Annotated in this window: 13 protein-coding genes; 8 read left to right on the forward strand and 5 right to left on the reverse strand. The window is 61.7% G+C overall.

Annotated elements, in window-relative coordinates:
* Positions 1-50: 50 nt before the first annotated feature.
* Positions 51-497 (reverse strand): response regulator, encoded by a 447-nt coding sequence (locus J3P79_RS24610; RefSeq protein WP_434606310.1) that lies wholly within the window; start codon positions 495-497, stop codon positions 51-53.
* Positions 498-749: 252 nt separating this feature from the next.
* Here J3P79_RS24610 and J3P79_RS24615 point away from each other — a divergent pair, with 252 nt between their 5' ends.
* From J3P79_RS24615 to J3P79_RS24650, 8 genes are all read left to right on the forward strand, one after another.
* A complete protein-coding gene (locus tag J3P79_RS24615; protein WP_434606313.1) occupies positions 750-2,690 on the forward strand; it encodes a putative nucleotidyltransferase substrate binding domain-containing protein in 1,941 nt (646 codons plus the stop codon).
* Positions 2,687-3,394: a 3'-5' exonuclease gene (locus tag J3P79_RS24620; RefSeq protein WP_434606316.1), complete on the forward strand. Its 708-nt coding sequence runs from the start codon at positions 2,687-2,689 to the stop codon at positions 3,392-3,394. The genes J3P79_RS24615 and J3P79_RS24620 overlap by 4 nt, the downstream gene beginning before the upstream one ends.
* Before the next feature lie 150 nt (positions 3,395-3,544).
* On the forward strand, positions 3,545-4,063 hold the full coding sequence (locus J3P79_RS24625) for an RNA polymerase sigma factor (RefSeq protein WP_434606319.1): 519 nt from the start codon (positions 3,545-3,547) through the stop codon (positions 4,061-4,063).
* Positions 4,060-5,040: a FecR domain-containing protein gene (locus J3P79_RS24630; RefSeq protein ID WP_434606322.1), complete on the forward strand. Its 981-nt coding sequence runs from the start codon at positions 4,060-4,062 to the stop codon at positions 5,038-5,040. Before J3P79_RS24625 ends, J3P79_RS24630 begins: the two co-directional genes overlap by 4 nt.
* 176 nt (positions 5,041-5,216) lie before the next feature.
* A complete protein-coding gene (locus J3P79_RS24635; RefSeq protein WP_434606324.1) occupies positions 5,217-7,655 on the forward strand; it encodes a TonB-dependent siderophore receptor in 2,439 nt (812 codons plus the stop codon).
* A 148-nt stretch (positions 7,656-7,803) separates the two neighbouring features.
* A complete protein-coding gene (locus J3P79_RS24640; protein ID WP_434606327.1) occupies positions 7,804-8,934 on the forward strand; it encodes a PepSY-associated TM helix domain-containing protein in 1,131 nt (376 codons plus the stop codon).
* A complete protein-coding gene (locus tag J3P79_RS24645) occupies positions 8,931-9,110 on the forward strand; it encodes a hypothetical protein (RefSeq protein WP_225936074.1) in 180 nt (59 codons plus the stop codon). The genes J3P79_RS24640 and J3P79_RS24645 overlap by 4 nt, the downstream gene beginning before the upstream one ends.
* Before the next feature lie 113 nt (positions 9,111-9,223).
* Positions 9,224-9,853, forward strand: a complete 630-nt coding sequence (locus J3P79_RS24650; protein ID WP_434606330.1) for a glutathione S-transferase — start codon at positions 9,224-9,226, stop codon at positions 9,851-9,853.
* 181 nt (positions 9,854-10,034) lie between these two features.
* Here the strand turns inward: J3P79_RS24650 and creD are convergent, their stop codons facing one another.
* The 4 genes from creD to J3P79_RS24670 form a co-directional block, all read right to left on the reverse strand.
* Entirely contained in the window at positions 10,035-11,408 is a 1,374-nt protein-coding gene (gene creD / locus J3P79_RS24655) for a cell envelope integrity protein CreD (RefSeq protein WP_434606332.1), read from the reverse strand.
* Between the two features lie 109 nt (positions 11,409-11,517).
* The gene (gene creC / locus J3P79_RS24660) at positions 11,518-12,936 is read right to left on the reverse strand and encodes a two-component system sensor histidine kinase CreC (RefSeq protein WP_434606335.1); all 1,419 of its coding nucleotides are present in this window, start codon (positions 12,934-12,936) and stop codon (positions 11,518-11,520) included.
* Positions 12,936-13,616 (reverse strand): two-component system response regulator CreB, encoded by a 681-nt coding sequence (creB, locus tag J3P79_RS24665; RefSeq protein WP_434606337.1) that lies wholly within the window; start codon positions 13,614-13,616, stop codon positions 12,936-12,938. The genes creC and creB overlap by 1 nt, the downstream gene beginning before the upstream one ends.
* A 69-nt stretch (positions 13,617-13,685) precedes the next feature.
* Complete coding sequence (locus tag J3P79_RS24670) at positions 13,686-14,192, reverse strand: ATP-dependent zinc protease family protein (RefSeq protein ID WP_434606339.1); 507 nt, start codon at positions 14,190-14,192, stop codon at positions 13,686-13,688.
* Positions 14,193-14,273 lie beyond the last annotated feature (81 nt).

Genomic DNA, 14,273 nt, shown 5'->3' on the forward strand with positions numbered 1-14,273 from the left:
TGATCGAAAGACCAGGGCTTTTTCATTTGGCCAAACAGACGTACAGCAGGCTAGAGATCCATCCCCAACTCATGCTTGACCAACCCCAGCAGTTGGTCGGTATCGATCGGCTTGAGCAGGAAATCCACTACGCTCAGGTGCATGGCTTCAATGGCGTCCTTCACATCGGCGTCGCCCGAGACGATGATGATCGGCAACGCCGCACGCTCGGACTCACGCACCAGACGCACCAGTTCCAGGCCATCGACATTGCCCATGCGCAAGTCGGTAATCAGCAGGCCTATGGACGGCCTGGTTTCCAGCATCTTGAGCGCCGTTTCGCCACTGGCAGCGGTCATGCAGTGAATCCCGTCCAATGCCAGGATTTCCGACAACAGCTCACGAGCGTCCTTGTCGTCGTCGACGATGAGGACGCGCTGCGGCGGCAGGTCAGGTTCCAGCATGACGGCACTCAGCGCCTCGCGCTCGGCGTCACTCAAAATATCGTGGTCGGACATGGTGCTCTCTATGTTCTTGAATCGATCCCCTGGCACAGTGGTCAGACATCGTTCTGCGGCGCTTCAATGTGCACTTCGTCGGATTTTTTTCCAAGGGTCTTCCAAGAAGAATTTTCCGAGGCAAGGCGTAGGATATTTCTGTAGTTCCGGCCCGGTTGCGCCGACCTAGACTTACGTCCAATGGGCACTCCACCTTCAGAGGCCGACCATGGCGAAGAGATCCGACCACAACAATTCGAAAAAGATTGCGCAATGGTTATGAAAAAAGCGGACGCCTTCATCCAGGCAGGGAAAACCGCGGTGTTGCAGAACATCCAGGGGACGTTGCAATTCCTCCAGCGCTTCCCCCCGTTCAACCAGATGGAAAACGCCCACCTGGCCTATCTGGTGGAGCAATGCCTGCTGCGCTTCTATGGGCCGGGTGAAACGATCATCAAGCCGGCCGACGGCCCGGTAGAGCACTTCTACATCGTCAAGCAGGGCCGTGTGGTGGGCGAGCGTCCCCATTCGGCGAAGGGCGGCACCGAGACCACCTTTGAAATCACGACCGGCGAATGCTTTCCCCTCGCCGCCCTGCTGGGGGAGCGGGCGACCCGCACCGAGCACCGGGCCGGTGAAGACACGTTCTGCCTGCAATTGAACAAGGTGGCGTTCATCAAGCTGTTTGCCTTGTCCGGCCCGTTTCGCGACTTTGCCTTGCGCGGCGTCAGCAGCCTGCTCGACCAGGTCAACCAGCAAGTGCAGCAAAAATCCGCCCAGACCCTGGGTACGCAGTATTCACTCAACACCCGCCTGGGCGAACTGGCGATGCGTCATCCGGTCAGTTGTTCCCCTGAAACGCCGTTGCGCGAAGCCGTCAAGCTGATGCACGAGCAACAAGTCGGCAGCATCGTGGTGGTGAATGAACAGAAAGCGCTGCTAGGGATTTTCACCCTGCGCGACCTGCGGCACGTCGTGGCCGATGGTACTGGGGATTTTTCCGAGCCAATTGCGATGCACATGACCCAGGCGCCGTTTTTCCTTTCGCCGGACCACAGCGCCTTCGATGCCGCCATTGCCATGACCGAGCGCCACATCGCCCATGTCTGCCTGGTCAAGGAGCATCGCCTGTGTGGCGTTGTCTCGGAGCGGGATCTGTTTTCCCTGCAACGTGTCGACCTGGTGCACCTGGCGCGGACGATTCGCAATGCGCCACGGGTGGAAAACCTGGTTACCCTGCGCGGCGAGATCGGCCAATTGGTGGAGCGCATGCTGGCCCACGGCGCGTCATCGACCCAGATCACCCATATCATCACCCTGCTCAATGACCACACCGTCTGCCGAGTCATCGAACTGACCCTCGCCGACAAGGGCGACCCGGGCGTGCCGTTCAGCTGGCTGTGTTTCGGCAGCGAAGGCCGCCGCGAGCAGACCCTGCATACCGACCAGGACAACGGCATCCTGTTCGAAGCCCGGGACGCCGCCCACGCTGCGCAGATCCGCGGCCTGCTGCTGCCCATCGCCCAACAGATCAACCAGAGCCTGGCCCTGTGCGGCTTCACGTTGTGCAAAGGCAACATCATGGCCGGCAATCCCGAACTGTGCCTGTCCCGCGCCGAATGGGCACGGCGCTTCGCGGCCTTCATCCGCGAGGCGACGCCGGAAAACCTGCTGGGCTCAAGCATCTATTTCGACCTGCGGGTGGTCTGGGGGGACGAGCAAGGCTGCGAGCAACTGCGTCAGCAGATTCTCGATCAAGTGGCCGACAATCGCTTGTTCCAGCGCATGATGGCCGAGAATGCCCTGCGCCATCGCCCGCCCGTTGGGCGTTTCAGGGATTTCGTGCTCAGCCGCAAGAACGGCGAAAAGGCCACCCTCGACCTGAAAGTCCAAGGGCTGACGCCTTTCGTTGATGGTGCACGTTTGTTGGCCCTGGCCAATGGCATCGAAGCCAACAACACCCTCGAACGCTTGCGACAACTGGTTGTCAAGGAAGTCATCGAACCGCTGGATGGCGCAGCTTACGAAGAGGCCTACCACTTCATCCAGCAGACCCGGATGCAACAACATCAATTGCAGACCCGGGAAAACCAGCCCTACTCCAACCGAGTCGACCCGGACAGCCTCAACCACCTCGACCGGCGGATTCTGCGCGAGTCCCTGCGCCAGGCCCAACGCCTGCAAAGCAGCCTGACGTTGAGGTATCAACTGTGAGCCTGTTTTCCTGGCTGCGCCCGGTCCAGCCGACGTTGCCCGAGGCTTTGCAACAACGCCTGGAAGCCCTGCCCGTAGCGGCCCAACTGACTGAATGCAGCCTGCGGGAACAGCGTTGGGTCGTGGTCGACCTGGAAACCACCGGCCTGAACCTGAACAAAGACCAAGTGTTGTCCATCGGTGCAGTGGTCATAGAAGACGGCGCAATCGACTTCAGCCAGCAGTTCGAGCGGACCTTGCAATGCGACAAGCAAAAGCTCGGGCCGAGCGTGTTGATCCATGGCCTGGCGCCGAGCGCCATCGCCGCCGGCAGCGACCCGGCCGAGGCCCTGTTGGCGTTCATGGAATTCGTCGGCGACAGCCCGCTGCTGGCGTTCCATGCGCCTTTCGACAGCCACATGCTCGGACGAGCATTGAAGGATTACCTGGGCTATCGCTTGCAGCATCCCTTCCTCGACGTAGCCGACCTCGCTCCGATGCTTTGCCCACAGGCCCACATCCGCCAGGCGGGCCTGGACGACTGGATCGACTGGTTCAAGTTGCAAGTCTTCGACCGCCACAACGCCAGCGCCGACGCCCTGGCCACGGCGGAGCTGGCGTTGATCCTGTTCAGCCGCGCCCGCCAGAAGGACATCCACAGTCCGCTGGATCTGCAACAACGCCTCGGGCATTGGAAACGGCGGCAGCAGGCGCCATCGCTATAAGCCAAGGACTTGAATGCACCGGGCCCTGTGGGAGCGAGCATGCTCGCTCCCACAGGGGTGCATAGCCCGACCAGCGCCAATTGCTTTCCCTCCCCCGCCTCTGCGACAATCGCGAACAATTCTCGTTACTTAAAACATCGGTGATGCTTCGTGTCGTCAGTCCCCAGTCCCCACAGTGACCTGGTTGGTGCGTTGTACCGTGACCATCGCGGATGGCTATTGGCATGGCTGCGACGCAACGTAGCCTGTGCGCAACGGGCCGAGGACCTGAGCCAGGACACTTTCGTGCGGCTGCTGGGCCGCGAAGAGTTGAAGGCGCCCCGCGAGCCGCGCGCGTTCCTGGTGGCGATCGCCAAGGGACTGTTGTTCGATTACTTCCGTCGGGCCGCTCTCGAACAGGCCTACCTCACCGAGCTGATGCTGGTCCCTGTAGACGAGCAGCCGTCGGTGGAAGAGCAACAACTGATTCTCGAAGACCTGAAAAACATCGATCGCCTGCTTGGAAAGTTGTCCAGCAAGGCCCGGGCAGCTTTCCTCTATAACCGCCTCGACGGCCTCGGCCACGCTGAAATCGCCGAGCACCTGGGGGTTTCGGTCCCGCGGGTACGGCAATACCTGGCCCAAGGCATGCGGCAATGCTACATCGCGCTTTATGGTGAACCGACATGAGTGCGACGCTTGGCAAACCGGTCTCGGCCCGCGTCTTGGACGCGGCCATCGCCTGGCAACTGTCCCTGGACTCTGGTTGCGGCGGTCCCCACGAGCGCGAAGCCTTCGCCCAATGGCACGCCGCCGATGAGGAACACGCCCGCGCCTGGCAACAACTGGGCATGCTCGACCAGCGCTTCAACATCGCCAGCGGGCCTGCCCGGGCCGCGTTGCTGCAATCAAAGGCCAACATTCGTCGACGGGTGCGCAAGGTCGGCAGCGGCCTGGCCAGTATCGTCGCGGTCATCGGCCTGGCGCTGTTCGTCGGCGATCGTTACCTGCCGCTGGATTATTGGCTGGCCGACCAGCGCACCGCCACGGGCGAACAGCGCACGTTGCGCCTGGCGGACGGGACATTGATCAACCTCAACACCCACAGCGCGCTGGACGTTCGTTTCGACGACAAGCAGCGGCGTATCGTCCTGCAGGAAGGCGAGATCCTGGTGGAAACCGGCCACAACGATCCGCGCCCTTTCATCGTCGAGACGCGCGAAGGCAGCATGCGCGCCTTGGGCACGCGTTTCCTGGTCAAGCTTGAGGATCAGGGCACACGCTTGAGCGTATTGAAATCCGCAGTGGCGGCGCATCCGCAGCGCAGCGATGAAGAGCAGATCCTGCGGGAAGGCCAGCAGGCGCTGATGCGCCGGGATGGACTCGGGCCGACCTTGGCCTTGAACCCAGGCGCCGATGCCTGGACCCGCGGCATGCTGGTGGTGGATAACGCGCGCCTTGAAGACCTGGTCCGGGAGCTGGGACGCTACCGGCGGGGTTACCTGGGCGTCGAGCCCCAAGTGGCCGACTTGCGGATTACCGGCAGCTTTCCACTGCACGACACCGACCTGGCACTGACCGCCCTTCTGCCGACATTGCCGGTTCAGGTCGAGCATCACACGCGCTGGTGGGTGATGGTCGGGCCTCGGGCTGAAGCCAAGCCCTGAAGCATTGTTGCCAGTGATGGCCTCATCGCGAATTTGCTCGCGATGAGGCCATTCGCCCCGCCATAAAGCCGCCGACCTCAATCTGAATCTAAATTATTTTCATCCAGCCCTATCACTTTTCGGATTTCATCCGGCACACAGGCAATTGAGAAATATTTCCATTCAGGAGCCGCCGTATGTCCCGCCCGTTTGAGACCCTGTTGCGCCCCAGCCTGTTGGCCGTTGCCATCGCCCTGGCCACTCCGTTGGCCTGCGGTCCGTTGCTTGCCGCCGAACAGGCATCCGCCGTTCGCGTCTACAATCTGCCGGCCGCGCCATTGGCCGGCGCCCTGAACCAGATCGCCAGCCAGGCTGGCCTCGCCCTGAGCCTGAACCCGTCCCTGGCGTCGGGCAAGACCTCGGCCCCGGTCCAGGGTCAATTCGATGCCACTGGTGCGTTGCGTGAAGCCTTGCGCGGCACCGGCCTGCAACTGGAACAAAGCAGCGCCGGGACCTACAGCCTGGTGGCCGTGCCCGAAGGTGTCATGGTCCTGCCGGAAACCAGCGTGATCGGCGCGGGCGTCAGCGAAAGCGCCTGGGGCCCGACCGATGGCTACGCGGTCACCCGCACTGCCGCCGGCACCAAGACCGATACGCCGATCGTCGAGCTGCCGCGCTCGGTCTCGGTGGTCACGCGCCAGCAGATGGAAGACCGCTCCGTACTCAACCTCAATGATGCGCTGCGCTACACCGCCGGGGTGCAGAGCAGCGGCTACGGTTCAGACTCCCGCAACGACTGGCTGCTGGTGCGCGGCTTCGTACCCACTCAATTCCTCGATGGGCTGCCGCTGCCCAAGGGCAACTATGTCACGCCGAAAATCGAGCCCTGGAACCTCGAACGCATCGCCGTGCTTCGCGGCCCGGCCTCGTCGGTCTACGGCCAGACGCCACCCGGCGGCATGCTCGACATGGTCAGCCGCCGTCCACAGGCTGAAAGCAGCAACGAAGTTGAATTGCAGGCGGGCAGCAACGAGCACAAGCAGATCAACTTCGACAGCACCGGCAAGGTCGATGACGAAGGCCAGTTCCTGTACCGACTCAGCGGCACCGTGCGCGACAGTAACGCCCAAGTCGATCACATCCCGGACAAGCGCTACAACATCGCCCCCAGCGTGACCTGGAATATCAACGACGACACTCGCCTGACGCTCCTGTCGCAATACACTCGCGACGACACCGGCATCACCGGGCAATTCCTGCCGCTGCAAGGCACCAAGCTGTCTTCGCCGGCGGGCAAGATTTCCCATCACAAGAACCTGGGTGATCCGGACTGGGAATTCTACGACCGCACCTACTACGCACTCGGTTATGCGTTCGAGCACCGTCTGAACGACACCTGGCAGTTCCGCCAGAACCTGCGCTATACCAAGAGCGACCTGGAAACCCAAGGCATCTCCGCCGGTGGCCAATTCTGGCCGGATGGCCCGGATCAATCGGTGGACGCCAACGGCAACGTCAAGCGCAGCGCCAGCGTCATCGACGAGGACATCAGCCAGTTCGCCGTGGACAACAATTTCCAGGCCGACTTCCAGACCGGGGCTCTGAGCCACACGCTGCTGCTGGGCCTGGATCACCAGCGCTCCAACAGCAATTCGCGCTGGGATTGGGGTTCGACCGGCGTACCGACCAGCAACATCAACAACCCGACCTACGGACAGGATTTTTCCAACGTCGAATACTTCACGATGTATGACTACAACCAGAAGACCAACCAGACCGGCCTGTATTTCCAGGACCAGATCGCCTTGGACAACTGGCGCCTGACGCTCGGCGGCCGTGAGGACTGGATTCACACCGGCACTGTGTTCCACAACCAGGGCGACGCGACCAACACCCAGCGCGACAAGAAATTCAGCGGCAACGCCGCATTGAGCTACGTGTTCGATAACGGGGTAACGCCGTATATCTCCTTCGCCCAGTCATTCCAGGCGGCGGCAGGTTCAACCGTCAACAGCACCGAAGCGTTCAAGCCCACTGAAGGTGAACAATACGAGGCCGGTATCAAATACCAACCGCCTGGCACCAAGACTTTGCTGACGGCTGCGGTGTTCGACCTGACCCAGAAAAACAACTCCGTCACCGAAAACAACGTCACCCGCCAAGTCGGCGAAGTCCAAGTGCGCGGCCTGGAGCTGGAAGCGTCCGGCAATGTCACCGACAACCTGAAACTCGTCGGCTCCTACACCTACACCGACAGCGAAATCACCAAGGGCACCGCCGCCGAAGAAGGCAAGCGCATGGCCCAGGTGCCGCGCAACCAGGCCACCGCATGGGCCGACTACACCTGGCACAACGGCCCCCTGGACGGGTTCGGCGTGGGTGCTGGCGTGCGCTATGTCGGCGACACCTATGGCAACACCACCAACACCGATTGGGGCCACGTCAGTTCCTACACCGTGTACGACGCCTCGGCCCACTACGACCTGGGCCGCCTGAACAAAACGCTCAAGGGCGTCACGGTGGCGGTGGATGCGAAGAACATCTTCAACAAGGACTACCTGTCCACCTGCGATGGCTTCTATTGCTACTACGGCGACCAGCGCAACGTCGTCGCCAGCGTGAATTACAAATGGTAAACGGTTAGCATTTGCGCAAACCTATTGAGGGTCCCTGTAGCTGAGATCGATCAGTCAGATGAAATCCCTGTGGGTGCGGGCTTGCTCGCCCCCACAGGTTTCGCGGCGGTTCTCAAGCATCGTGCCCCTTTATGCATTCGGATCGATCATGAAAAGCAAAACCATCCGCCGCTGGTCCTTCGTCCACACCTGGACCAGCCTGATCTGCACGGTGTTCCTGCTGATGCTGGCGATCACCGGGTTGCCGCTGATTTTCCATCACGAAATCGAGCACCTGCTGGGCGATGCGCCGCAGCTGCGGGAAATGCCGGCGGGCACGCCGCCGCTGGATCTCCAACAACTGGTGGAAAAAGCCAAGGCCCATCGCCCAGGTGAAGTGGTCCAGTATTTTGGCTGGGACGAGGACGATCCCAACGGCATCATCACCATCATGGCGCCGACGCCGGGCACCGAACCGAACTCCTCCCACACGTTCATGCTCGATGCGCGCACCGGCGATGCCCTGGAAATGCCCTCGGCCAATGGCGGTTTCATGATGGTCATGCTGCGCCTGCACGTCGACATGTTCGCCGGCTTGCCGGGCAAATTACTGCTGGCGTTCATGGGTTTCCTGTTCGTGACCGCCATCGTCTCCGGCGTGGTGTTGTACTTGCCATTCATGCGCCGCTTGAAGTTCGCCACGGTGCGCCAGGACAAATCCACGCGGCTGCGCTGGCTCGACCTGCACAACCTGATCGGCGTGGTCACGCTGGTGTGGGCGCTGACCGTCGGCGTTACCGGTGTGATCGCCGCTTGCGCCGACTTGATCATCGCCGCATGGCGCAACGACAGTCTCAGCGCCATGGTCGAGCCCTACCGCAACGCCCCGCCATTGACCGAACTGGCGCCGGCCACCCGCTTGCTGGACATCGCCAAGGACGTCGCGCCAGGCATGGAGCCGAGCTTCATCGCGTTCCCCGGCACGCTGTTTTCCAGCGAGCACCATTACAGCGTATTCATGAAAGGCAGCACTCACCTCACCTCTCATCTGCTGACGCCTGTGCTGATCGACGCCAGCACCCTGGACGTCACCGCCGTGGCCGAACGGCCGTGGTACATGGACATGATGAGCCTGTCCCTGCCCTTGCATTTCGGCGACTACGGTGGCCGGCCGATGCAGATCTTCTGGGCGACCCTGGACATCCTGACCATCATCGTCCTGGGCAGTGGCGTCTATTTGTGGGTGGTTCGGCGCAAGGCCGCCAAACGCGCGACCGTCGGCGCGGAGGTCGCTCCGTGAGGCCTCGACAGTCGAATTTCTGGAAGGTGTTTGGTATCCCCGTAGTCATTGGCGCATTGAGCGCGGCGGGGCTGTTTTCGGCGTTGTTGGGCGATGGCGCGTGGGATGCCGTGAGCTGGGTTGGATTGGGAGTCCCGACGGTGCTGGGGACTTGGGGCTTGATCAAGCGCGGATAATTCTGGCGCGGCAAAAATCTGTGGGAGCGGGCGGGCTGGCCCCACATTCGATACTCGCCAGCCGTCGCGTAACTGACTAGTCTAGGCCCAGCCCGTCAATCGAGGATATCTGCATGTCCAGCCCCAGCATGACCCTGTTCCACAACCCTGCTTCGCCTTTCGTCCGCAAGGTCCTGGTGCTGCTGCACGAAACCGGCCAGCAAGACCGCGTGGCGCTGCAACTGAGCCAGCTCACGCCGGTCAAGCCGGACCGGGCGTTGATCGACGACAACCCGTTGAGCAAGATCCCGGCCCTGCGCCTGGCCAACGGGACGGTGATCCATGACAGCCGCGTCATCCTCGACTACCTCGATCACCAGCACGTCGGCAATCCGCTGATCCCTCGTGAGGGCGCGGCTCGCTGGCGGCGGTTGACCCTGGCCTCCCTGGCCGACGGGATCATGGACGCGGCGGTGATGATCCGCTATGAGACCGCGCTACGCCCTGCGGAAAAACACTGGGCCGAATGGCTCGATGCGCAACGGGACAAGATTCGTCGCGCCGTGGGCATGCTCGAAGCCGAGGCGATTGCCGAACTGGCCAGCCATTTCGACGTCGCCTCCATCAGCGTCGCCTGCGCTCTGGGTTACCTGGACCTGCGCCATCCCGATCTGGAATGGCGCAAGGCCAATCCCCAATTGGCGGCGTGGTTTGCCGAGGTGAGCTTGCGGCCATCGATGGTCGAGACGGTGCCCAGGGTTTAATTTTGCAATGGCTGCACCGACCTCTTCGCGAGTAAGCCCGCTCCCCCAATGACTGCGCAATACCTGTGGGAGCGGGCTTGCTCGCGAATGGGCCAGCTCGGTTTCGAAGGAAACAACCCAGCAATCAGCGCCACCAACCGCTCGCCTTCACGTTGATCCTCCCGCAACCCCAACAACCGGCTCATTTCACCTCTCCCAGATCAAAGCTCATCGCCGCCCCAGGCTTCGCGCCCACCCCGTACCAGTCCAGCTTGCGGGTCAGCACCATGAACACGCCGAGCAGGCCGAACAGCAACAGCGAGCCCATCAACAGCGCGTAGTCTTCAGCACTCAACAGGCCATAGAGCAAGCCGTACAAGCCCGCCAACCCGGCTGAAAACCCCAGGCCGTGGCTGATGCTGCGCAGCACATGGCAGACATAAAAGCCGATCAACACCACGCAGGCACCGGCCGACACCAGGTACGCCAGGGTGAAGCCGATGTGTTCCGACAACGACAACAGCAGCAAGTAGAAGAAGGCCAGGGCTACGCCCACCAGTGCGTATTGGACCGGGTGCACCGCCAGGCTCTTGAGCACTTCGAAGAGGAAGAACCCGGCGAAGGTCAGCGCGATGAACAGCAGCGCATATTTGATCGCCCGATCGCTCTTGAGGTATTGGTCCACCGGATCGACAAAACTCACGCCGAATGCACGACTGCGGAACGCTTCGCAGCCATCGCTGGGCTCGCACGCTTGCAGCGTTTCCAAGAGGTTGGTGGAGAAAAACGAGGTCTGCCAATCGGCACTGAAGCCCTGTTCATTGATTTCGCGATCGACCGGCAGGTAGTTGCCGATGAAGCTGGGGTGCGGCCAGTCGGCGGACAAATGCACCTTGGTGGACTTGCCCACCGGAAGGATCTGCAGCTCGCCGGTGCCTTGCAGGCGCAGGTCGAAACCGAAGGTAAGCTCGGGGCTGCCTTGGGCAGTGATCATAGGCAACGGTACATGTACGCCCTGCCCCAGCCAGCCGAGCCGTGAGCCGGGAAGAAAATCGACGGTCTGCTGGTTCAGCGTCAGGGTCAAGGCATTCTCGATGCCGCGAATATCGCTGATGCCGACGCTCAGGTACGGCTCGTCAAAGCGATAGTCGGCGAAGTCCTTCGCCGCGATGCCGTAGCGCTCCGGCACCTTGAAGCGCCCGTCAATTCGATTGTCGGCGTGGAACAAGCGCGCTTCGTAGATCCCCCGGGCACGGGTTTCGGTGCGGACCTGGCCGTCGAGTTCGAATTGCTCCGGCAAAAAATACAACTCGCCACTTCGTTCGACGGTTTCCAGGAAACGCACGCCCGTCTTCTCGTTGGTATTCCAGACCTTTACGTCCTTGCGAAACGGCACGACGATCATCGGTCCGATCAGTTGCTGGCTGTGGCTGGAGCTGCGGGCGATGTCCTGCAACACCCCGTCGCGCAGTTCCTGGCGCTCATCAATAAGGCCGCTGATCATCAACAGCGGGATCATCAGCAAAAGGATCAAGAGGGCAATCATGCCCAGTTTTATAGCGAGACTGCGGTTCATGTGAGGCTCTCCCTGTTCGAATAGGGAGGAGTCTGGCGGGGCTGTGTGGGAGGTTTATGGGCGGAATGTGGAGATTGTGTGGAGATGGCAGCCCCTTCGCGCCTCGGCCTCAAGGCAACCGCAGCACCACTTCCACGCCACCTTCGACATTGCCGATGCTGAACGCCCCGCCATGCAACTGCACCACTTCCTCGACGAAGTTCAGCCCGAGACCGGTGCTCTTGCGTCCGGTGCCTGGGCGCGGCAGTGAGTAAAAGCGCTCGCTCAGGCGCGGCAAGGCATAGTCGGGAATAGGCTCGGCCTGGTTGAACAGGCGGATTTCGACGAGGTTGCCGATGCGCTCGGCGCTGATGCGCAGCAGTCCTTCGACGGGCGTGAAGTCCAAGGCGTTTTCCAACAGGTTGCCTAAAGCCTGGCGCAGCAAGAACGCCTCTCCCGTCAGCGTCAGGTCAGGCGCCATGTGCCGCTCGATCCGCAACTGACGATGTTCGATCCAGCCGCCGCGGGCTTCCAGCAGCGCCTCCATCAACGCTGCCACCGGCACCGTCACCACGTCTTCCAGGCCTTGGCGCTGCTCGACTTGCGCCAGGTTGAGCAAACGCTCGATCAATTGCTGCATGCGCACGCTTTCGCTGTCGATATTGCTGACGAAACGCTGGCGCTGGGCGGTGGGCATGTCGCTCTGCAGCAGCTCGGCGGCGCCGCGGATCGCGGCCAGCGGACTTTTGAGCTCATGGGTCAGGGTGTGCACATAACGCTCGACGTACGCCTTGCCTTCAAGCTGGGTGCGCATGTGCTCCACCGCACCCGCCAATTGCTCGAACTCGCCGCCGCGATAATGAGGCACTTCCACCCGACGGCCCTGGCTGACCGCCTGGGCATAAGCCGTCAAGCGCCGCAATGCCGCGCTCAGCCACCATGAGAGCAGCGCGCCCAGTAACAGGCCCAGGCCGATCAGACCGGCTCCGTAGGCGAGCAAACGCCGCTCAGTACGGTCGATGTAAGGCTGCAACGAGCTGTTGGGCTTGGCCACCGTCACCACGCCGATGATCCGTCCGTTGTCGCGGATCGGCGCCCCAACGTGCATCACCGAAGAGGCAGGGTCATCTGGATCGCTGCGGGTCGAGCGGGCGCCATAATGGCCGCGCAGGGTCAGATAGACGTCGTTCCAGCGCGAATAATCCTGGCCCACCGCCACGCCATTGGAGTCCAGCACCACAATCCCTCTGGCATCGGTGACGTAGATGCGATGGCTGACCTGGTTTTTCGGCAGGCCCCAGATCGTCGCCGCCGGCTGGCGCTCACCATAGGACTTGAGCAATTGCGGCCAACGGTTCTGGTTAAGCGTCCCGGCCTTGAAATCGTCCCGCAGGATCTCGGCCATCAGATTGGCCGTGTCCACCAGCGTTTCCTCGGTGGACTGGCGCACACCGGGGCGGATTTCCTCCATGACCGTGTTGAGCACGAAATACCCGGCCAAGCCAATAAACAGCACATACGCAAGGAAGATGCGAATACCCAGGGACATCAACTATGCCCCGGACTGTAGCTGTAGCCGAGGCCACGGTGGGTCTGGATCGGCTCGGCCTCGGCGCGGACCTGGCGCAACTTGGCGCGCAGGCTCTTGATGTGGCTGTCGACAGTGCGCTCGTAACCGGCGTCGCTGGCCACGCCGAGGGCATCGAGCAACTGTTCGCGGCTGAAGACCCGTTCGGGCTGCTCCAACAAACAGTTCAGCAACCGGAATTCGTGGCGAGTGAGGTTCAGCGGTTTGCCGCGATAGCTGATCTGCACGCGATCATGGTCGACCTGGAACAACGCCATGCCTGTCTCGGCGATTGGTCTTGGCGCCACTCGCTTGAGGATGGCGCGGACCCTGGCGGCCACTTCGCGCGGGCTGAAGGGCTTGACCACATAATCGTCGGCGCCGATCTCCAGGCCCACCACCCGATCGATCTCGCCATCCCGAGCTGTAAGAAAAATGACCGGAACGTCGCTGAAACGTCTGAGATTTTTACACGTCTCAAAACCGCTGATATCCGGCAAGCCTACATCGAGGATGATCAGGTCCGCCGGGGTGTTCTTCTGGTGCTCGAGGGCAGCTGCGCCAAGGCTCAACCAAGTGGTGTCAAAGCCCTCGCCCTGCAGCGCGAACACCAGCGTATCGGCGATGGCGGCTTCGTCTTCGACAATCAGAATATGAGGCATGGCGTCCGAGCCCGACAGGAAAGTTGCCGGAACGGTGCCCCAAGCCTCGGGGCACGTCAATCGCGAAAATCAACAGTTCGGTTTATCTGCCGTAAACCGCCGCGCCGGGTTCACCGCTGCTTTGAATTCGCGCAAGGCCTTGGCCCCGATCAGCAGCGGGTAGTTGAAACTGCTGCGGTCGGTCAGGTTGACCTCGACGGTGCGCTTGACGTTACCCAGGCACATTTCCAGCTCCACCACCGGACGCTTGCTGGGCGCGATCTTTTCATCGTCGTCCTCGTCCTCTTCGGAACGGGTCTTGATCTTGCTGATGCGGGCAATCTTGTGCTCGTAGATCTTGTTGCTCGCATCCTTGGTCGCCAGGCGGAACCGCACCCAGTCGTCGCCGTCACGGGTAAACGTCTCGATGTCCTTGGCCGACAGCGAAGCGGTCAGCGCACCCGTGTCCATTTTCGCCTTGAGCACTTCGCCGCCCATTTCCGGCAGCGCGATGTATTCATAGCGCCCGTACAACGTGGGTTCGGCGGCCAACACCGGAAGGGCCACCAGGGAGAGCAGGGCTAGAACGGATTTCATGTAGGAAGCTTCCATTGTGGGAGTGGGATTTTAGACCGTGGCCGGTGAATTCGTTCGGTTAAATGCATCCGAGGCCAGGGA

This window comes from Pseudomonas sp. R1-7 (assembly GCF_051132105.1).
GTDB lineage: Bacteria > Pseudomonadota > Gammaproteobacteria > Pseudomonadales > Pseudomonadaceae > Aquipseudomonas.